The organism is Bradyrhizobium algeriense (assembly GCF_036924595.1).
GTDB lineage: Bacteria > Pseudomonadota > Alphaproteobacteria > Rhizobiales > Xanthobacteraceae > Bradyrhizobium > Bradyrhizobium algeriense.
Genome location: NZ_JAZHRV010000001.1, coordinates 7,533,514 through 7,552,417, shown reverse-complemented (window position 1 = coordinate 7,552,417; position 18,904 = coordinate 7,533,514). Strand labels below are relative to the sequence as shown.

Below are 18,904 nucleotides of genomic sequence, written 5' to 3'. Positions count from 1 at the left end.
CCGCGGTTAACAACCGTTCATCAATATGGTTCCGGATCACCCTTTCAACGAATTGAAACCAAATTCGGGCTGCGGCGCGGAGGAACTCACCGGAACTCACGAAAAATAAATTTTGCTGTGAACCTCGGCATCAAGCGCGAGAATCTGTGGTGGAAAGCCGTCGAGACGAAAAACATTATGGCAGCGGTGCGTCCCTTTCGTCATCAAGCAGGTGCGCAAGAAATTCTCTCACGTCGCTTGGTGCATCGAAGTGTCCGGCCACGCCCTTGGCGCGGCGGCCGACGGAAAAAGCGAGGCCATCGAGATCAGGCATGATCGCAAACACGGTCTCGTCGGTGACATCGTCGCCGATGAAGAACGGACGGCGGCCCTTGAAAGGTTCGCGTTTCATCAACTCGTGCACGCCGCTCGCCTTGGTGAATCCGGAATGCTTGATCTCGCAGACGCATTTGCCGGGTAGCACCTCGATCGGCGCGTTGGGAAGATCGGCCCTGATCAGTGACACCGCCGCATAGATCGCCTTCTCGGCGTGCGGCGCGAGGCGATAATGCAGCGCCAGCGAATAGCCCTTGTCTTCCAGCAATATTCCCGGGCTGAGCTTTGCGATCGCGGCCAGCCGGCGCTTCAATTCCTTGTCCATCGGCGGCGCGTGGGCGGCCACCGCCTCGCTATCCGGCTCGATCCGCATCTCGGCGCCATGGCCGCCGACAGCCGGGAACAGATCGGGTGCGAAAATCAAATCGATATCGTTGAGCGAGCGTCCGCTGACCAGCGCCAGCGCGCCGTTGGTTCTCACCAGCAGACGATTCAAGGTTTTCACCAGGCCCGGCGGCACCCAGACTTCGCGCGGCGTCGGCATCAGATCAAGCAGCGTGCCGTCGATGTCGAGCAGGATCGCGGTTTCGCTTAAGTGCGGCACCAGCGAGCGCGGGACCGGAACGGTTTCCGGCGCGGCGTCGTCTTCACGAACGATATCTTCTTCCAATGGCATTTCCAACAGATCCTCATTCATCTCATCCTACTCCACAAATGCGAGCGGCCGTGCGACAGATTCGAGCGACTTGCGCTCGGCCGCAATGGCATACCGCCACGCGACGGCAGCAGCTACGATCATCAATGCAGCCCCGAACAGGTAGCCGGCGAAGACACTGTTGCGCGAGCCGGTATCGATCAGGGCGCCAAACAGCGCCGGTCCCGCCACGCCGCCAATGCCCGTGCCGATCGCGTAGAACAGCGCAATTGCCAGCGCGCGCACCTCCAGCGGAAACGTCTCGCTGACGGTGAGATAGGCCGCACTCGCCGCCGGCGAGGCAAAGAAGAAGATCACCATCCAGGCGATGGTCTGGGTTTGCGCGGTCAGAACGCCGATCGAGAACAGATAGCCCGACAGCGCGAGCAAAACGCCCGAGACGCCATAGGTTACCGTGATCATCATGCGACGGCCCAGCGTGTCGAACAGCCGGCCGAGCAGCAGCGGTCCCAGGAAATTACCTGCCGCGAAGGGCAGGATGTACCACCCGACATGGTTGGCCGGGATGCCGAAGAAATCGGTCAGCACCAGCGCGAAGGTAAAGAAGATGGCGTTGTAGAAGAACGCCTGCGACGCCATCAGCACCAAGCCCACCAGCGAACGCTGCCGGTACCTCGTGAACAATGTATGCGCCACTTCTCCCAGCGGCGTGTGGCTGCGCATCCTCAGCCTGATCTTCGGGAAGACCTCATCGGCCGGATGATCCGAATGTCTCGTAGACGCCCTCTCGATATCGTCGACGATCGCGTGCGCCTCCTCGGGGCGGCCATGGATCATCAGCCAGCGCGGGCTTTCCGGAATCCACATCCGCATCACGAAGACGATCAGGCCGAGCGCGGCGCCGATGAAATAGGCCATCCGCCAGCCGAGATCCGGCGCCAGCACGCTGGGGTCGAGCAGCACGATGGCGGCGACTGCGCCGATCGCAGCCCCGATCCAGAAGCTGCCGTTGATCACGAGATCAGTCCAGCCGCGATAGCGCGCCGGCACCAGCTCCTGGATCGTCGAATTGATCGCGGTATATTCGCCGCCGATACCCGCCCCAGTCAGGAAGCGAAACAGCGCGTAACTCGCCACGTTCCACGACAGCGCGGTGGCTGCGGTCGCGGCGAGATAGAGCGCGAGCGTGATGAAGAACAGTTTCTTGCGCCCGATCCGGTCGGTCAGCCAGCCGAAGCCGAGCGCGCCCAGCACTGCGCCCGCGAGATAGGCGCTGTTGGCGAGGCCGACATCGAAATTCGAAAACTGCAGCGTCGGGCTCTCCTTCAGCGCGCCCGACAATGCGCCCGCAAGCGTGACTTCCAGTCCGTCGAGGATCCAGGTGATGCCGAGCGCGGCCACCACGCGGGTATGAAAGCCGCCCCAGCGCAGGCAATCGAGCCGTGCAGGGATACTGGTCTCGACAATGCCGTCGTTATCCTGCTTGGCCGTTGCGGAAATGGAAGCACTCTCACCCACTGCCGCACCGTCCCGTATCGCTTTCGCAACCATCCGATTGGACCAATGAAAAACACCCCGGAACGCCCCAGCCCCAGGGTTTTCACGTCAAATTGCGGCAAACATGATGCCCGACACGAAGATAACGCCCTCGGAGGATGGGGGTTCCGCGGGCATTGGGGTGGCGAAATTGCATAGCTATCGCGATGACGCGCGCATGCGCGGTATTCCGTGCGCTATGGCCTATCCACGTCATTGCGAAAAACGACAAGGGAACCGAACGATCGGGCGACCGTTTTCGGCCAAAACCGGAAATGGAGTTGACCATGGCCGAACGACGCAAGACCACACACCCACGGAAGACCGCAGTCCGAGAAAGCAGCCGCAGGACACCTGCGAAGAAATCCTCGCCGAAGCGCTGGTCGCAGCGCGTGACAAGGGAAAGCGACGCGCTCGATCTGAAACGCGGTGTCTTCAAGCTGACCAGTGCGAAGAAGATCGCGGCGTCGCTCAAGCGATCCGCAGAGCACAGTTCGCGCCGCAAGGCTGGCGCCTATCGCTCAGCGCTGTCGATGCTGACCTTCTATATCAACCGCGCCGGCAAGACCTTGCCGAAAACGCAGCGCGCGCGACTGGAACGCGCGAAGGTCGAGCTGAAGCATCAGTTCGGGAGAGACTAGTCGCGATGTCGTCCCTGCGAAAGCAGGGGGACGGGTTGATAGGTTCTCGCCCTTACTCGCTGTCGCCCCTGCGAACGCAGGGGCCCATACCGCGTGATCCATCGAGGAAGCGTGGTGGCTGACGCTCTGCGTTAATCAGCTAGCGCTGTGGGCTGCTGAGCGAAGCCGTCGCACGGCGTGCCCTTCATACCGGCCGCGGCGTATGGGCCCCTGCTTTCGCAGGGGCGACAGCGATGGATACCCTCATGCCGCCCTGATATTCGCCATGAAGCGGTCGAGCTCTTCGCGCAAACGCGTGCTTTCGCTCGACAGCGTGCGCGCCGAATTGAGCACTTCCTCGGAAGCCGAGCCGGTTTCGGTCGCGCCGCGATTGACGTGCATGACGTTGGCGGCGGCCTCCTGCGTGCCTTGCGCGACGTTCTGGACGCTGCGCGCGATCTCCTGCGTTGCCGAGCTTTGCTGCTCGACGGCGCTCGCGATCGTCGCGGCGATGTCCGAGATTTTTCCGATGGTGCCGCCGATCTCCTTGATGGCGGCGACCGATTCCTGCGTCGCGCCCTGCATACCCGAGATGTGATTGGAAATCTCGTCGGTCGCTTTCGCGGTCTGGCTGGCGAGCGATTTGACTTCGGACGCCACCACGGCAAAGCCGCGGCCGGCATCGCCCGCGCGGGCGGCCTCGATGGTGGCGTTCAGCGCCAGCAGGTTGGTCTGCTCGGCGATCGCCGTGATCAGCTTGACGACGTCGCCGATCTCCTGCGCGGCGCGCGACAGCTTGCCGATCCGGCCGTCGGTCTGTTCGGCTTGACGGACGGCTGCTTCCGCGATCTGGCTGCTTTCCTTGACGCGGCGCCCGATCTCGTCGACGGAAGCCGACAATTCCTCGGTTGCTGATGCCACCGACTGCATGTTGCTGGAGGCTTCTTCCGAGGCGCCGGCAACCTGGCTCGACAGGCTCTGGGTGGTTTCAGCCGTCCGCGTCAACGTGCCTGCGGCGGCTTCAAGCTGCACGGCCGACGACGATACGTTGGCGACGATGGCGCCGACCGCCCTCTCAAATTCGTCGGCGAAGCGAATCAGTTCGGCGCGGCGCGCGGTGCTCGCCGCCTTGTTCTGGGCTTCCTGGGTGGCGGCGTCGCGCTCGGCGCGGGCGATGGCCTGCACCTTGAACTCCTCGACCGCACTCGCCATCTCGCCGAGCTCGTCCTTGCGGCCGAGGCCGGGCAGAACAACTTCGAAATTGCCGGCAGCGAGTTCGCGCATCGCACTGCACATCGCCGTCATCGGCCGGGATATGCCCTTGCCGAGCAGCAGCGCCAGCAAGCCGCCGAGCACGAAACCGCCGGCGGCCAGCATCAGGATCAGCCGCTCGGTCTCGCCGATGGTCGCGTCCGACTCGGCTTCGAGCCGCTTCTGGTCGGCCAGCAGATCGGACTTCATCGCCGCCGAGCCCTTGTTGATGGCTGCGGCCGACTCCGTCATTTCCAGGGTCAGTTCGTCGATCTCCTTGGCATTATCGACCAGCTTGGCGAGCGACTTCTGGTATTCCTCCAGGAGAACCGAGATCTCCTGAACCCCCTCACGAATCTTGTCATTGTTCGCCGGGATCGCCTTTAGCGAGTTGCCGAGAAATTTCAGGCGCGCGAGTGCGCTGGATGCGACCGTTTTGTCCGAGTTGATGACGAACGTGTTGGCTAATCCGACCACGGCCTGAAATTCATCGGCCACTTTTTTCGCGCTGAAGGTGACCGCCTGAAGCTCGGATTCATCGGCATTGCTGGGGAGATCGTCGAGCTTGTAATAAAGCGACTGGCCGCTGCGCGTCAGCTGGTTTTGCGCGATCCGGGCGCTCTCGTCCTTGACCTTGAGGATATCGGCGAAAATCTTGGTGAAGGCGCGGAATTCGCGCTCCAGTTTTGCGACCTGTTCGAGCCGGCCCGGGCTGATGGTGCCCTTCATCGAGGCGATGATCGCTTCCTTCAGGTTGGCTTCGGCCGCCAGCGCCGCCTTGCCGTCCTCTTCCTTTCCGGTGACCACGAAATAGCGGGCGAGCGAGCGATAGGAGATCAGTTCGCGATCGATGTCGCGCGACAGATCCGCCTCCTGCACGCTGCGCCGGTAGGAATCCACGCCGGCCGAAACATGTTCGAATCCGAGATAGGCAAAACCCATGCTGGCGGCCGAAATTGCCAGCACGACGGCAAAGCCGAGCATGATCTTGGCGCGGAACCGCAGGGTTGGGAGCTTGAAGGACGAGCCGCCACGTTTCAAAAATCGCACGTCACACCCCGTTTTCGTTCTGAAAAACAGGCATCGGGAGGCTCCCGCCCCCCAATCCAGTGCGCAAAGATAAGGCAGAATGGATAAGGCTGCGTAAATCCGGGCAAAGTTAGCAAGGTCCCGGGGACGGCCGTCTCTTACCCTCCCCTGGAGGGGGAGGGTCGTCACGCATCGCAAGATGCGAGACGGGGTGGGGTGACGGTCTCTACACTCGGGCACTGTTGGATGTGGAGAGACCGTCACCCCACCCCGTCTCGCATTTCGCTTCGCTCCATGCGAATCGACCCTCCCCCTCCAGGGGAGAGTAAGAAAGTTCGAATTGGTCGCGGCGCGCGCTTCCCGCTGATGTAATCACAATGACACGGGCGACCAAAATCCTAGTTGCAAGTTCCCCCTCCCGTGTTTCTAATTGGAATAATTATAAAACATCGGGAGGTACCACGCGTGTCGACAGTCAAACTGACGGTAAACGGCAAAGCCGTCTCGGCCGAGGTCGAGGACCGGACCCTTCTCGTCCATCTCCTGCGCGACAATTTGAACCTGACCGGCACCCATGTCGGCTGCGACACCAGCCAGTGCGGCGCCTGCGTCGTCCACATCGACGGCCGGGCGGTAAAATCCTGCACCGTGCTAGCCGGTCAGGCGGCGGGTTCGAACGTCACCACCATCGAGGGCATCGCCAAAGGCGACGAACTGCACCCGATGCAGGCGGCGTTCCGCGACAATCACGGCCTGCAGTGCGGTTACTGCACGCCGGGCATGATCATGTCGGCGATCGATATTGTGCACCGCCACAGCGGCAAGCTCGACGAGGCGACCGTCCGGCACGAACTGGAAGGCAACATCTGCCGCTGCACCGGCTACCACAACATCGTCAAGGCGGTGCTCGATGCGGCCGGGCGCATGAAGGTCGCGCAGGCGGCGGAATAGAAGCCGCCGGCCAGCAATTTCGAATTCAACACCGCGTTTCGAAGGAAATGGCGGGAACAATAACTCCGGTTGGGAGGACAGGACATGGGCGTTGAAGGCATTGGCGCAAGCGTGGTGCGCAAGGAAGACCGCCGTTTCATTACCGGCAAGGGCCGCTACGTCGACGATATCAAGCTGGTGGGGATGACCCACGCACACTTCGTCCGCAGCCCACATGCGCATGCCAGGATCAAGAGCATCGACACCTCGGCGGCGATGAATATGCCGGGCGTGGTCGGTGTCCTGACCGGCCAGCAACTCGTGGACGACAAGATCGGCAATCTGATCTGCGGCTGGGCCATTACCTCCAAGGACGGCACTGGCATGAAGATGGGCGCATGGCCGGCGATGGCGCCGGAAACCGTGCGCTTTGTCGGCCAGGCGGTCGCGGTGGTGGTCGCCGAGACCAAGAACCAGGCCAAGGACGCGGCGGAAGCCGTGGTCGTCAATTACGAAGAGCTGCCCGCCGTTCCGGACATTCGCGCCGCGATCGCGCCGGGCGCACCGCAGTTGCACCCGGAGGCCCCGGGCAACGTGATCTACGACTGGACCATCGGCGACGAAGGCGCGACCGATGCCGCCTTCAAGTCGGCGGCCAATGTCGTGTCGCTCGACATCACCAACAACCGGCTGGTGCCGAACGCGATGGAGCCGCGCGCGGCGATCGCCGAATATAACGAGCCCGAAGAGCATTTCACGCTCTACACGACCTCGCAGAATCCGCATGTCGCCCGCCTCGTGCTGTCGGCGTTCTACAACATCGCGCAGGAGCACAAGCTGCGGGTGGTGGCGCCCGACGTCGGCGGCGGCTTCGGCTCGAAAATCTTCATTTACCCTGAGGAAATGGTGGCACTGTGGGCCTCCAAGAAGGTCGGCCGTCCGGTGAAGTGGACCGGCGATCGCACCGAAGCCTTTTTGACCGACGCCCATGGCCGCGATCACCTCACCAAGGCGGAGATGGCGTTAGACAAGGACAACAAGGTCACCGGCTTGCGGGTGAAAACCTACGCCAATCTCGGCGGCTACATGTCACTGTTCTCCTCCTCGGTGCCGACCTATCTCTATGCGACGCTGCTGTCGGGCCAGTACAATATCCCGAACATCTTCGCCGAAGTGATCAGCGTCTACACCAACACCGTGCCGGTCGACGCCTATCGCGGCGCAGGCCGCCCCGAAGCCAGCTTCGTGGTGGAACGGCTGATGGAAACGGCGGCGCGGCAGTTGAAGATCGATCCGGCGGAGTTGCGCCGCAAGAACTTCATCACGCAGTTCCCGCATCAGACGCCTGTCATCATGGCCTATGACATCGGCGACTTTAATGCTTCGCTCGATGCGGCGATGAAGGCGATCGACTACGCGGGCTTCCCCGCGCGCAAGGCGAAAGCCAAGTCCGAGGGCAAGCTGCGCGGCATCGGCGTGTCCTGCTACATCGAAGCGTGCGGCATTGCGCCGTCAAAAGCCGTCGGCAGTCTCGGCGCCGGCGTGGGTCTGTGGGAATCCGCCGAAGTCCGCGTCAATCCGGTCGGCACCATCGAAGTCCTGACGGGATCGCACAGCCACGGCCAGGGTCATGAGACGAGCTTCTGCCAGCTGGTGGCAGAGCGCCTCGGCATTCCCATCAGCCAGGTCCAGATCGTGCATGGCGACACTGATAAAGTACAGTTCGGCATGGGCACCTATGGCTCGCGCTCGGCGGCTGTCGGTCTCACCGCGATCCTGAAGGCGATGGAAAAGGTCGAAGCCAAGGCCAAGAAGATCGCAGCCCATCAGCTCGAGGCGTCCGAGAACGACATCGTCATCGAGAACGGCGAGTTCAAGGTCACCGGCACCGACAAGTCGATTGCGCTGCCGATGGTCGCGCTCGCCGCCTACACCGCGCACAATTTGCCTGACGGCATGGAGCCGGGCCTGAAGGAAGGCGCGTTCTACGACCCGACCAACTTCACCTTCCCGGCCGGCGCCTATATCTGCGAAATGGAAGTCGATGCCGCCACCGGCAAAACTTCCTTCGTCAACTTCGTGGCGGCGGACGATTTCGGGCGCCTGATCAACCCGATGATCGTCGAAGGCCAGGTCCATGGCGGCCTTGCCCAGGGTATCGGCCAGGCGTTGCTGGAGGGCGTGGTGTATGACGCTTCCGGCCAGCTCGTGACCGCGTCGTTCATGGATTACACCATGCCGCGCGCCGACGACCTGCCGTCGTTCAAGCTGTCGCACACGACCACGCTGTGTCCGGGCAATCCGCTCGGCGTCAAGGGCTGCGGCGAAGCCGGCGCGATCGGCGCTTCGGCTGCCGTGATCAACGCCATCACCGATGCGATCGGCAACAACAATCTCGAAATGCCCGCGACGCCGGATCGCGTCTGGCATGCGATTCACGGCTGAGAGGGAGGACACATCATGTACCAGACAACCTATCATCGCCCCTCTTCGGTTGACGAAGCAGCGGCCGCGTTCGCCAAGGGTTCGGACTCGAAATACCTGGCCGGCGGCCACACGCTGATCCCCGTGATGAAGCAGCGGCTGGCCTCGCCATCCGACGTCATCGATCTCGGCAAGATCAAGGAGCTGATTGGCATCGAGCCAAGCGGTGACGGAATAGTAATCAAGGCGGCGACGACCCATTACGACGTCACCTCCAGCGATACCGTGAAAAAGGCAATCCCGGCGCTGGCCTACCTCGCCTCGCTGATCGGCGACCCGGCCGTGCGACATCGCGGCACCATCGGCGGCTCGCTCGCCAACAACGATCCCGCGGCCGACTATCCGGCGGCGGTGCTGGCGCTCGGCGCCACCGTGAAGACCAACAAGCGTTCGATATCGGCGGATGATTTCTTCAAGGGCCTGTTCACCACGGCGCTCGACGACGGCGAAATCATCACCGCCGTGTCGTTCCCGGTTCAGGCCAAAGCGGGCTACGCCAAGTTCAACCACCCGGCGTCGCGCTTCGCCCTGACCGGCGTGTTCGTCGCCAAAACCCCGGGAGGTGACGTCCGCGTCGCAGCCACGGGCGCATCGCAAAACGGCGTAATGCGGGTGTCCGCGATCGAGGCGGCGCTGAAGGCGAACTGGTCGGCAGGCGCGATCGACGGCGTCAAGATTTCCGCCGATGGCTTGATGAGCGATATTCACGGAACATCGGACTATCGCGCCAACCTGATCAAGGTCATGGCGCAGCGCGCGGTGACCGCCGCGGGCTAGCAGCGCCTGAACACAACTTTCATGCGAGCGGCGCGCAGCAATGCGCGCCGCTTTCGCATTTTGATACGATTCTCGGCAAAAGATGCTTGCCACGCTCTCGCTTCGGCAGGACAATTTAGCTAATCAACTAATTAAGACGCTTCTGTTGGGAGAGAAAACAAGTGCTCGACAAACCAGCCGCCCAATCCGCTACCCGCACCTCCGGCCCGCTCGCCGGTTTCCGCATCGTCGAATTCGCCGGCATCGGCCCGGGCCCGTTCGCCTGCATGCTCCTGGCGGATATGGGCGCAGAGGTCGTTACGCTTGACCGCGTCGGCGCCGGCAAGAACCTGAAGGCCGTCGCGGTACGCGGCCGCAAGGTCATCGAGCTTGATCTGAAGGATAAAGCTGCCATCGCGCAGGTCCTCGACCTGCTTGCCGGTGCGGACGCACTGATCGAAGGTTTCCGCCCCGGCGTGATGGAACGTCTCGGCCTCGGCCCGGACGTCGTGCTCGCGCGCAATCCAAAGCTGGTCTATGGCCGCATGACCGGTTGGGGTCAGGAAGGCCCGCTTGCTAACGCCGCCGGTCACGACATCAACTACATCTCGATCACCGGCGCGCTTGCTGCGATCGGGACGAAGGAAAAGCCGGTGCCGCCGCTCAACCTCGTCGGCGATTTCGGCGGTGGAGCGCTCTACCTCGTGGTCGGCGTGCTTGCCGCCATGCTTGAAGCCTCGAAGTCGGGCAAGGGCCAGGTAGTGGACACCGCGATGTGCGACGGCGCGGCATCGCTGATGTCGATGTTCTTCGACATGAGCGCGATGGGGCGCTGGACCGAGGGCCGCGACCAGAACTTTCTCGATGGCGGTGCGCATTTCTATGGCGTCTATGAATGCTCCTGCGGCAACTTCATCTCGATCGGCTCGATCGAACCACAATTCTACGCGCTGCTTCGCAAACATGCCGGCCTGACCGACGCCGATTTCGACGCGCAGATGGACCGCAAGGCCTGGCCGGCGCTGAAGGACAAGCTGACAAAGGTGTTCAAGAGCAAGACCCGCGAGGACTGGTGCAAGATCATGGAAGGCACCGACATCTGCTTCGCACCGATCCTGACCATGGCGGAAGCGCCGAAGCACCCGCACATGGCGGCGCGCAAGGTGTTCGTCGAGCGCCATGGCGTGACCCAACCCGCGCCCGCGCCACGCTTCTCACGGACGCCGTCGGCTATCCGCGAGCCGGTGTCGGCGGATATCGGCGAACTGACGAGCGCGTGGAAGGCGGGAAGGTAATACTCGCCGTCGTCCCTGCGAACGCAGGGACCCATAACCACAGGGTTTAATTGTGAGTTGCAACTGACTCCCACGCAAAATCGTGAAATCACGCGGTATGGGTCCCGGCTCAAGGCCCGGACGACAACAGCTTACGCCGCGTCATCTACCTTCAGCACACCTCTTCGAATCTGATCTTCCTCGATCGATTCGAACAGCGCCTTGAAATTGCCCTCGCCGAACCCGTCGTCGCCCTTGCGCTGGATGAACTCGAAGAAGATCGGCCCGATCGCGTTCGCCGAAAAGATCTGCAGCAGCACTTTTGTCTGGTCGCCATCGACGACGCCCTCGCCGTCAATGAGAATGCCGTCGCGCTGGAGACGGGCGACGTCCTCGCCATGCCGCGGCAGCCGCGCGTCGATCTTCTCAAAGTAGGTATCGGGCGGCGACGGCATGAACGGCAAGCCGGCGTCGCGCAGCGTCTCGACGGTAGCGTAGATATCCCGCGCGCCGCAGGCGATGTGCTGAATGCCCTCGCCGCGATAGATGTTGAGATACTCCTCGATCTGCCCGGAATCGCCGGCGTCCTCGTTGATCGGAATCCGGATCTTGCCGTCCGGGCTGGTCAGAGCGCGGGAGAACAGACCGGACGCACGGCCCTCGATGTCGAAGAAGCGGATCTGGCGGAAGTTGAACAGCTTCTCATAGAAGCCGGTCCACACATCCATGCGGCCGCGATGGACGTTGTGGGTGAGGTGATCAATGTAATAGAGCCCGGCGCCCGCGGGACGCGGGTCCTTCGCGCCAAGCCATTCGAACTCGATGTCGTAGGCTGAGCCCTTGGCGCCGTAGCGATCGACGAAATAAAGCACGCTGCCGCCGATACCCTTGATGGCGGGCACGTCGAGCGTCTTCTGCGCGGAAGAAATATCAGCGGCCTCCGCACCGAGCGACAGTGCGCGCTCATAGGCCAGCTTCGCATCGACCACGCGAAACGCCATCGACGGCGCGCAGGGCCCATGCGCGGCGACGAAGCCATGGCCGTGGGTGCCGGGCTCCTCGTTGACGAGGTAATTGATGTCGCCCTGGCGATACACCGTGATCTTCCTGGCCTTGTGACGGGCGACCGGCGCATAACCCATCAGCGCGAACAGCGCGTGCAGCTCCTCAGGCTTCGGGTGGGCGTATTCGACGAACTCAAACCCATCGGTGCCCATCGGATTGTCGGCGCTGATGGTGGCAGCCGGCGCGTCATGCGGAAACGGACCCATGGAGAATCTCCCGAAAATTGATCTGGATCAATATCGATCGAAACGGGCGCAAAGTGCGTGCAAATGGCGATGTATTTAGCTATAATCACGCACATATCGTGCATAGAAACGGCAATTTCCGCATGATCTCCGTAGACGCCTTCGACCTCAAAATGCTCGCCGCGCTGCAGGACGATGGCCGGCTGACCAACCAGCAGCTCGCCGACCTCGTCGGCCTGTCGGCCTCGCAGTGCTCGCGGCGGCGGATGCGGCTGGAGGAAGAGAAGGTGATCGCGGGCTACCACGCCGATCTCGCCGGCGAAGCGCTCGGCTTCAACCTGATCGCCTTCGTCCACATTACGCTGGCGACGCATTCGCCCGACAACGCCAAGAAATTCCGCGCGCTGGTCAACCGCGTCGACGACATCCAGGAGGCCTACTCGCTGACCGGCGACGCCGATTACGTGCTGAAGGTCGTGCTGCGCGACCTGAAGGACCTCTCCGGCCTCGTCAACGACGTGTTGATGCCGCACCAGAGCGTGGCCCATGTGCGCTCCTCGATCGTGCTGGACCGGCTGAAGGAGAGCGCGAGGTTGCCGCTGAAGTCCTGACGTGGCCCAATTCGAGGGAAATTTGTCATTCGCGTTTTCCGGCCGATTTGCGATGATCGCCCGGAATCACACCGCGAGGCGACGATGGCGCTGCAACTCCGCCCGAACTGCGAATATTGCGACAAGGACCTGCCGCCGAACGCTGTGGACGCGCGGATCTGTTCCTACGAGTGCACGTTCTGTGCGGATTGCGTGGACAACAAGCTGCATAATGTCTGCCCGAACTGCGGCGGCGGTTTTGTGCCGCGGCCGATCCGGCCCGCCACCGAGCGGCGGCCGGGGGTGTGCGTCACCAAGCAGTTGCCATCGGACAAGCGGGTGCATCTGAAGTACAGCGTCGAGGACGTCGCCGCTCACTCGGCGCGGCTGCGGGATGTTCCGCCGCAGGATCGTTGACCCTCCACGCATTGCGAGCGATGTAGGGTGGGCAAAGCGAAGCGTGCCCACCACTCTTGCACGGAGCGGGATGGTGGGCACGGCGCAAATGCGCCTTTGCCCACCCTACGGCACTGCGTCACTCCGCCGCCAAAATCGTCCCCTCGACCTCGCCAAAGCCGACGCGGTAGCCGTCGCCCTGGCACCAGCCGCGCATCACGAGCGAATCCCCGTCCTCCAGGAACGTCCGTTTCACGCCCGCGGCCAACTCCACCGGTTCGGTGCCGTTCCAGCTTATTTCAAGCAGGCTGCCGCGCTGATCCTTTTCCGGACCCGAGATGGTGCCGCTCCCTAAGAGATCGCCGACATTCATGGCGCAGCCGCTTGAAGCATGGTGCACGAGCTGCTGCACCGACGACCAGTACATGTATTTGAAATTGGTGCGGCTGATGTTTTGGGGCGCATTCATCTGCGTCGCGCGCAGGCCGACCTCGAGCGCCATGTCGTAATTGTTCGGCTGCACCTGCTGAAGATACGGCAGCGGTTTTGGATCCTGCGCGGGACCGTGCAATCGAAATGGCTCCAGCGCCTCGCGCGTCACCAGCCATGGGCTGATCGATGTCGCGAACACCTTGGCCTGGAACGGGCCGAGCGGCACATACTCCCACTGCTGGATGTCGCGCGCGCTCCAGTCGTTCAGGATCACGAAGCCGAAGATCATCTCTTCCGCCTGCTTCTCAGTCAGCATTTCGCCCATCACCGACGGCTGGCCGACGATCACGCCCATTTCCAGCTCGAAATCGAGCCGCTTGCATGGCCCGAAACTCGGGACCTCGGCGCTCGGCGGCTTCAACTGTCCGCGCGGACGGCGCACCGGCGTGCCGCTGACCACGACGGTCGACGCGCGGCCGTTGTAGCCGATCGGCATATGCAGCCAGTTCGGCTGCAGCGCGTTGTCCTTGCCGCGGAACATCACGCCGACATTGGTGGCGTGCTCCCTGGATGAATAGAAATCGGTATAGCCGGAGACGGCGAACGGCATGTGCAGCTTGACGTCAGCCATCGGCACCAGCGCGCGCTTGCGCAAGCTCTCATTGTCGCGCAGTTCCGGATGATCCTGCCGCAGAAGCTCGCTGATCCGCGCGCGCGTGTTCGACCAGACTTTTGGTCCCAGCGCCATGAACGGATTGAGTTGAGGTGCTGCGAACACCGCCGGCTCGACGACATCGAAGCGGCAGTCCTGCGCGAGCTGCCAGAGATCGAGCACGTAATCGCCGATCGCGACGCCGACGCGCGGGGCGAGCCCGTCCTTGGCGGAGAATACGCCGTAGGGGAGATTCTGGATCGGGAAATGAGACGTGGCGTCGACGGGAATGAAGGAGCGGAGCGAGGGATCGTTGGGATGGGGCATGGTTTCCTCGTGAGACGCAGCGGCGCTTTTTTCACCCTCCCCTGGAGGGGGAGGGTCGGCTCATATTGAGCGCAGCGAAGTATGAGACGGGGTGGGGTGATCTCTCAACTCGGGCACTGTTCGATGCGGAGAGACCGTCACCCCACCCCGCCGCTCATTTCATGAGCGTCGACCCTCCCCCTCCAGGGGAGGGTAAGATCACGGCTTGGTCGGATCGAACCGCTTCTCCAAGCCCTTCCAGCAATCGGCGTAGTCACCCTGCAAGGTCCCCGACTTCGCCGCATGCGCGGTGACGCGCTGCGGGTATCGCGTCTCGAACATGAAGGCCATGGTGCCAGTCAGCTTCACCGGCTTCAACTCGCCATTGCTGGCGTGATCGAACGCCTGGCGATCCGGGCCATGCGGCAGCATCATGTTGTGCAGGCTGATACCGCCGGGGACAAAACCTTCCGGCTTGGCGTCGTAGACGCCGTAGATCAGCCCCATGAACTCCGACATGATGTTCATGTGATACCATGGCGGACGGAAAGTGTTTTCGGCGACCGCCCAGCGTTCCGGGAAAATCACGAAGTCGATGTTGGCGGTACCCGCGGTCTCCGACGGCGAGGTCAGCACCGTGAAGATCGAGGGATCGGGATGGTCGAAGCCGATGGCGCCGACCGGCGAGAACGTGCGCAGATCGTATTTGTAGGGCGCATAATTGCCGTGCCACGCCACCACGTCGATCGGCGAATGCGGCAAGGTCGTCTTGAACAGCGAGCCGCCCCATTTCACGTAGAGTTCGGTCGGCGTGTCCTTGTCCTCGTAAGCCGCTACGGGCGTGAGGAAGTCGCGCGAATTGGCGAGGCAGTTGGCGCCGATCGGCCCCCGTTCGGGCAGCTTGAAGGCGCCGCCATAATTCTCGCAGAGATAGCCACGCGCGGGTCCTGACGGAATCTCGACGCGGAATTTCACGCCGCGCGGGATCACCGCGATCTCGCCGGGTTCAATGTCGATACGGCCGAATTCGGTGACAAGACGCAGATTGCCCTGCTGGGCCACGAACATCATCTCGCCGTCGGCATTGTAGAAGTGCTGATCGACCATCGACTTCGTGATGAGATAGACATGCGCCGCCATGCCGGCCTGGGTGTTGGCATCGCCCGCCGTGGTCATGGTCTGCACGCCCTGCAGGAAGGTCATGTCCTCCCCAGGGATCGGCGCCGGGTCCCAGCGCAGCTGTGCGATCGGCAGTTCATATTCGTGGCATGGCGCGGTGCGCCACAGCCCGGTATCGGCTTTGGCAAAGCGCCCTGAATGCTTCACCGATGGGCGAATCCGATAAAGCCATGAGCGCTCATTGCTGCCGCGCGGCGCGGTGAACGGCGAGCCGGAAAGCTGCTCGGCATAGAGCCCGTAGGCGCAGCGCTGCGGCGAGTTGCGCCCCATCGGCAGCGCGCCGGACAACGCCTCGGTCTCAAAACTGTTGCCGAAGCCGGACATGTAGCCCGGCGTCAATTGCCCGGTGCCTCGAACCATCTGATCAGGCGAGGTGTTGATATTCATGGTCATCCTCCTCCTTGCAGGGCGGCCCACATTTCCTGATCGCGCTTGTCGGTCCAGATCACGGGATCGTCGATCCCCGATGCTTCGTCGAACGCGCGCGAGACGTTGAACGGCAGGCAATGCTCATAAATGGCGAAGCTGGAGAATTTCGGGTCCATCACCTCGCGCGTCGCGGCCATGGTCTCCTTCAGCGTGCGGCCCTTGGCGACCGAGCTTTCTGCTGCGCCGTAGAGCGAGGTGACAAAATCGCGCGTCATCGCAATCGCGTCGCGACCGGTCGAAAGACCTTTGAGCGCATCGCCACGGCCCGGCGCGATCGCCTTCGGATTGAAGGCGCGAATTTCATTCAGCGTGGCCGGCCATTCGCGCAAATGCGCGTCGCCGCAATAACAGGCCGAGTGGTATTCGATGAGGTCACCCGAGAACATCACTTCCGCATCCGGCACCCAGGCCACGATGTCGCCCGAGGTATGCCCCGCGCCGAGCTGCATCAAACGCACCTCGCGTTTGCCCAGATAGATCGACATCTCGCCCTCAAAAGTCAGCGTCGGCCAGGTCAGGCCGGGGATGCTCTGCGCATCCTGGAACAGGCGAGGAAATCGGCCATATTCGGAATCCCAATCCTGCTGGCCGCGCTCCTCGATCAGCCGATGGGTTTCTGCTGACGCCACGATTCCCTGCGCCTTGTAGGCAGAAGCGCCGAGCACGCGCACGGCGTGGTAATGCGACAGCACGACGTACTTGATCGGCTTGTCGGTAACGGTGCGAACGCGCTCGATCACCTTGTTCGCCATCGCCGGCGTCGCCTGCGCGTCGAACACCAGGCAGCCGTCATCGCCGACAATGATCGCCGAGTTCGGATCGCCCTCGGCGGTGAACGCGTAAAGATCAGTGCCGATTTCGGAGAAGGTGATCTTCTTCTCGGCGAGATCCGTGGTGGACGCGAAACCTTTGGCCATCAATTCGATTCCTGACTTCGTTCGAGATGTGAATTATTGCTGCTGTTGTTGCTGCTGTTGCTGGCTCGCATCGAGCATCCGCCGCTTGGCAAGGGCGATGGCCTCGTTCAGCACATCGAGGTCGCCGATGTGGTTGGCCAGCACCAGAACCAGCGCCGCGTCGAGATCGGCGCTTTGCGCCTCGCTCAGTCCGCGATGCGCCTCGACGACGGCGCGAAATGCGTCGTCAGGCTTGGCAAAATTCGAACTGGTCGACAGCGCCATGACAAAACCTCAGTTCAGGCCGGACGCGCGCGACAGCGCCGCATCGACTGCCGATCGTGACGGCTTGCGGAAACGCGCCGCGACGTAGCCATCAGGCCGCAGCAAATAGGCAGAGCCCGGTTCGGCATCGTAACGCGCCGCAGCAAGGCCCGCGGCATCGGTCAAGCCGCCATCGCCGCCAATGCGGATGACGCCCACCCCTTCCGGTATTTCCGCAGCCGCACCATTGCCAAACTCCAGCAGTGTGAACCGCGTTCCACTCTTGATGAAGGCATCCGTCAGGAACATCGGCTCACCGTTTGCGGCGGCGACCGGCGCATCCTGCATCGAGGCCCCGGGTTGCGGGCCGCCGCGCCAGGAATCGCCGTCGGCGGTCGAGAGCGGTGTCGCGTAGATCGATGGCGTCGAGAGACGCCCCCCGTTCACCATGCGCTTGCCGAATTCGCTTTCCTTGGCGAGCGACAGCACCGCCTTGCGCAGCCGCGCCTCCTGCGCTGTCACCGGCGCCATGAAGTCGGTCGAGCGCGTGGACTCGCGGATGTTCTCGTCGGCGGCAGCGCTGCGCTCGGTGTGATAGCTCTCGAGCAGCGCCTCGGGCGATGTTCCCCGCAGCACGCGATCGAGCTTCCACGCAATATTTTCGGCGTCTTCGAGGCCCGAATTGGCGCCGCGGGCGCCGAACGGCGAGACCTGGTGCGCGGCATCGCCGGCAAAAATCACCCGGCCATGGATGAACTTGTTCATCCGCCGGCACTGGAATTTGTACAGCGAGATCCATTCGAAATCGAACTTGTCGTGCCCAAGCATGCGCGCGATGCGCGGCCGCACGTTCTCCGGCAGTTTTTCGACAGCGGGATCGGCAAAACGATTGAGTTGCAGATCAATCCGCCAGATGTCGTCGGGCTGCTTGTGCAACAGCGCGGAGCGCCCGGCGTGGAACGGCGGATCGAACCAGAACCAGCGCTCGGTCGGAAACGCGGCTGTCATCTTGACGTCGGCGATCAGGAACTGGTCCTCGAACACCTGGCCCTCAAATTCCGCACCCACCATCTGTCGCAGCGACGAGCGCGCGCCGTCGCAGGCGATGACATACTGCGCATTCAGCCGATACGGACCATCAGGCGTCTGGATCGTCAAAGCCACGTGGTCGTTGCGCGGATCGAGCCCCGTCACCTTGTTGCGCCAGCGCAGGTCGATTGCTGGAAGCTCGCCGACGCGGTCGACCAGATAGGCCTCGGCATAGAATTGCTGCAGGTTGATAAAAGCCGGCCGCTTGTGCCCCTGCTCGGGCAGCAGATTGAACTGGTAGAGCAACTGCTCACCATGAAAGATCTTGCCGACGCTCCACACCACGCCCTTGTCGACCATGCGCTGGCCGATGCCGAGCCGGTCCCAGAATTCGAGCGAGCGTTTTGAGAAGCAAATCGCCCGCGAGCCCTCGCCGATCCGGTCGGCATCGTCGAGCAGCACGACGGATTGCCCGCGCTGCGCCAGATCGATCGCCAGCGACAGCCCCACGGGACCCGCGCCGACCACGACGACGGCGTGTTCGGCCGGATTTGGCCCCGCCCGGTCCTGATCGGGGTGGCGGCGATAGCCGAACTGGGTATTAGTCTGCGCCATGCGGGCTCAATCCCCT

The 18,904-nt window shown here is 62.7% G+C and carries 16 protein-coding genes; 7 read left to right on the top strand and 9 right to left on the bottom strand.

Annotated features, from left to right (window positions below; genetic code table 11):
* Positions 1 to 175: 175 nt before the first annotated feature.
* Together otsB and V1286_RS36250 are read right to left on the bottom strand one after the other, a co-directional pair.
* Complete coding sequence (gene otsB / locus V1286_RS36255) at positions 176 to 1,012, bottom strand: trehalose-phosphatase (RefSeq protein WP_334488374.1); 837 nt, start codon at positions 1,010 to 1,012, stop codon at positions 176 to 178.
* 6 nt (positions 1,013 to 1,018) lie between these two features.
* Positions 1,019 to 2,521, bottom strand: coding sequence for an MFS transporter (locus tag V1286_RS36250; RefSeq protein WP_417021221.1), 1,503 nt, complete (start codon positions 2,519 to 2,521; stop codon positions 1,019 to 1,021).
* 272 nt (positions 2,522 to 2,793) lie between these two features.
* Here V1286_RS36250 and V1286_RS36245 point away from each other — a divergent pair, with 272 nt between their 5' ends.
* On the top strand, positions 2,794 to 3,147 hold the full coding sequence (locus tag V1286_RS36245; RefSeq protein WP_334488370.1) for a DUF3175 domain-containing protein: 354 nt from the start codon (positions 2,794 to 2,796) through the stop codon (positions 3,145 to 3,147).
* Between the two features lie 243 nt (positions 3,148 to 3,390).
* Here V1286_RS36245 and V1286_RS36240 read toward each other — a convergent pair whose 3' ends face one another.
* On the bottom strand, positions 3,391 to 5,361 hold the full coding sequence (locus V1286_RS36240) for a methyl-accepting chemotaxis protein (protein ID WP_334490160.1): 1,971 nt from the start codon (positions 5,359 to 5,361) through the stop codon (positions 3,391 to 3,393).
* A 510-nt stretch (positions 5,362 to 5,871) separates the two neighbouring features.
* Here V1286_RS36240 and V1286_RS36235 point away from each other — a divergent pair.
* The 4 genes from V1286_RS36235 (at position 5,872) to V1286_RS36220 (ending at position 10,871) form a co-directional block, all read left to right on the top strand.
* On the top strand, positions 5,872 to 6,357 hold the full coding sequence (locus V1286_RS36235; protein ID WP_334488368.1) for a (2Fe-2S)-binding protein: 486 nt from the start codon (positions 5,872 to 5,874) through the stop codon (positions 6,355 to 6,357).
* Between the two features lie 84 nt (positions 6,358 to 6,441).
* Positions 6,442 to 8,781, top strand: coding sequence for a xanthine dehydrogenase family protein molybdopterin-binding subunit (locus V1286_RS36230; RefSeq protein ID WP_334488366.1), 2,340 nt, complete (start codon positions 6,442 to 6,444; stop codon positions 8,779 to 8,781).
* 15 nt (positions 8,782 to 8,796) lie between these two features.
* Positions 8,797 to 9,597, top strand: coding sequence for an FAD binding domain-containing protein (locus tag V1286_RS36225; protein WP_334488363.1), 801 nt, complete (start codon positions 8,797 to 8,799; stop codon positions 9,595 to 9,597).
* A 161-nt stretch (positions 9,598 to 9,758) separates the two neighbouring features.
* Positions 9,759 to 10,871: a CaiB/BaiF CoA transferase family protein gene (locus V1286_RS36220; RefSeq protein ID WP_334488360.1), complete on the top strand. Its 1,113-nt coding sequence runs from the start codon at positions 9,759 to 9,761 to the stop codon at positions 10,869 to 10,871.
* A 131-nt stretch (positions 10,872 to 11,002) separates the two neighbouring features.
* Here the strand turns inward: V1286_RS36220 and hppD are convergent, their stop codons facing one another.
* On the bottom strand, positions 11,003 to 12,121 hold the full coding sequence (gene hppD, locus V1286_RS36215) for a 4-hydroxyphenylpyruvate dioxygenase (protein WP_334488357.1): 1,119 nt from the start codon (positions 12,119 to 12,121) through the stop codon (positions 11,003 to 11,005).
* Positions 12,122 to 12,243: 122 nt separating this feature from the next.
* Here hppD and V1286_RS36210 point away from each other — a divergent pair, with 122 nt between their 5' ends.
* Entirely contained in the window at positions 12,244 to 12,711 is a 468-nt protein-coding gene (locus tag V1286_RS36210; protein WP_108522296.1) for an Lrp/AsnC family transcriptional regulator, read from the top strand.
* A gap of 84 nt (positions 12,712 to 12,795) precedes the next feature.
* Positions 12,796 to 13,107: a DUF1272 domain-containing protein gene (locus V1286_RS36205; RefSeq protein WP_334488350.1), complete on the top strand. Its 312-nt coding sequence runs from the start codon at positions 12,796 to 12,798 to the stop codon at positions 13,105 to 13,107.
* A 118-nt stretch (positions 13,108 to 13,225) separates the two neighbouring features.
* Here V1286_RS36205 and fahA read toward each other — a convergent pair whose 3' ends face one another.
* The 5 genes from fahA to V1286_RS36180 all read right to left on the bottom strand — a co-directional run bounded on the left by fahA (position 13,226) and on the right by V1286_RS36180 (position 18,888).
* On the bottom strand, positions 13,226 to 14,497 hold the full coding sequence (gene fahA / locus V1286_RS36200) for a fumarylacetoacetase (RefSeq protein WP_334488347.1): 1,272 nt from the start codon (positions 14,495 to 14,497) through the stop codon (positions 13,226 to 13,228).
* A gap of 198 nt (positions 14,498 to 14,695) precedes the next feature.
* Positions 14,696 to 16,042, bottom strand: a complete 1,347-nt coding sequence (gene hmgA, locus V1286_RS36195; protein WP_334488345.1) for a homogentisate 1,2-dioxygenase — start codon at positions 16,040 to 16,042, stop codon at positions 14,696 to 14,698.
* A 2-nt stretch (positions 16,043 to 16,044) separates the two neighbouring features.
* On the bottom strand, positions 16,045 to 17,001 hold the full coding sequence (locus V1286_RS36190) for an MBL fold metallo-hydrolase (protein WP_334488343.1): 957 nt from the start codon (positions 16,999 to 17,001) through the stop codon (positions 16,045 to 16,047).
* A gap of 33 nt (positions 17,002 to 17,034) precedes the next feature.
* Entirely contained in the window at positions 17,035 to 17,265 is a 231-nt protein-coding gene (locus V1286_RS36185; protein WP_334488341.1) for a DUF2783 domain-containing protein, read from the bottom strand.
* Between the two features lie 9 nt (positions 17,266 to 17,274).
* The gene (locus tag V1286_RS36180) at positions 17,275 to 18,888 is read right to left on the bottom strand and encodes an FAD-dependent oxidoreductase (protein WP_334488339.1); all 1,614 of its coding nucleotides are present in this window, start codon (positions 18,886 to 18,888) and stop codon (positions 17,275 to 17,277) included.
* Between the last annotated feature and the right edge of the window lie 16 nt (positions 18,889 to 18,904).

Coding starts and splice junctions, on each gene's coding strand:
- otsB (WP_334488374.1), bottom strand. CDS start 1,012: ATGAATGAGGATCTGTTGGAAATGCCATTGGAAGAAGATATCGTTCGT.
- V1286_RS36250 (WP_417021221.1), bottom strand. CDS start 2,521: ATGGTTGCGAAAGCGATACGGGACGGTGCGGCAGTGGGTGAGAGTGCT.
- V1286_RS36245 (WP_334488370.1), top strand. CDS start 2,794: ATGGCCGAACGACGCAAGACCACACACCCACGGAAGACCGCAGTCCGA.
- V1286_RS36240 (WP_334490160.1), bottom strand. CDS start 5,361: ATGCTCGGCTTTGCCGTCGTGCTGGCAATTTCGGCCGCCAGCATGGGT.
- V1286_RS36230 (WP_334488366.1), top strand. CDS start 6,442: ATGGGCGTTGAAGGCATTGGCGCAAGCGTGGTGCGCAAGGAAGACCGC.
- V1286_RS36225 (WP_334488363.1), top strand. CDS start 8,797: ATGTACCAGACAACCTATCATCGCCCCTCTTCGGTTGACGAAGCAGCG.
- hppD (WP_334488357.1), bottom strand. CDS start 12,121: ATGGGTCCGTTTCCGCATGACGCGCCGGCTGCCACCATCAGCGCCGAC.
- V1286_RS36210 (WP_108522296.1), top strand. CDS start 12,244: ATGATCTCCGTAGACGCCTTCGACCTCAAAATGCTCGCCGCGCTGCAG.
- V1286_RS36205 (WP_334488350.1), top strand. CDS start 12,796: ATGGCGCTGCAACTCCGCCCGAACTGCGAATATTGCGACAAGGACCTG.
- fahA (WP_334488347.1), bottom strand. CDS start 14,497: ATGCCCCATCCCAACGATCCCTCGCTCCGCTCCTTCATTCCCGTCGAC.
- hmgA (WP_334488345.1), bottom strand. CDS start 16,042: ATGAATATCAACACCTCGCCTGATCAGATGGTTCGAGGCACCGGGCAA.
- V1286_RS36190 (WP_334488343.1), bottom strand. CDS start 17,001: ATGGCCAAAGGTTTCGCGTCCACCACGGATCTCGCCGAGAAGAAGATC.
- V1286_RS36185 (WP_334488341.1), bottom strand. CDS start 17,265: ATGGCGCTGTCGACCAGTTCGAATTTTGCCAAGCCTGACGACGCATTT.
- V1286_RS36180 (WP_334488339.1), bottom strand. CDS start 18,888: ATGGCGCAGACTAATACCCAGTTCGGCTATCGCCGCCACCCCGATCAG.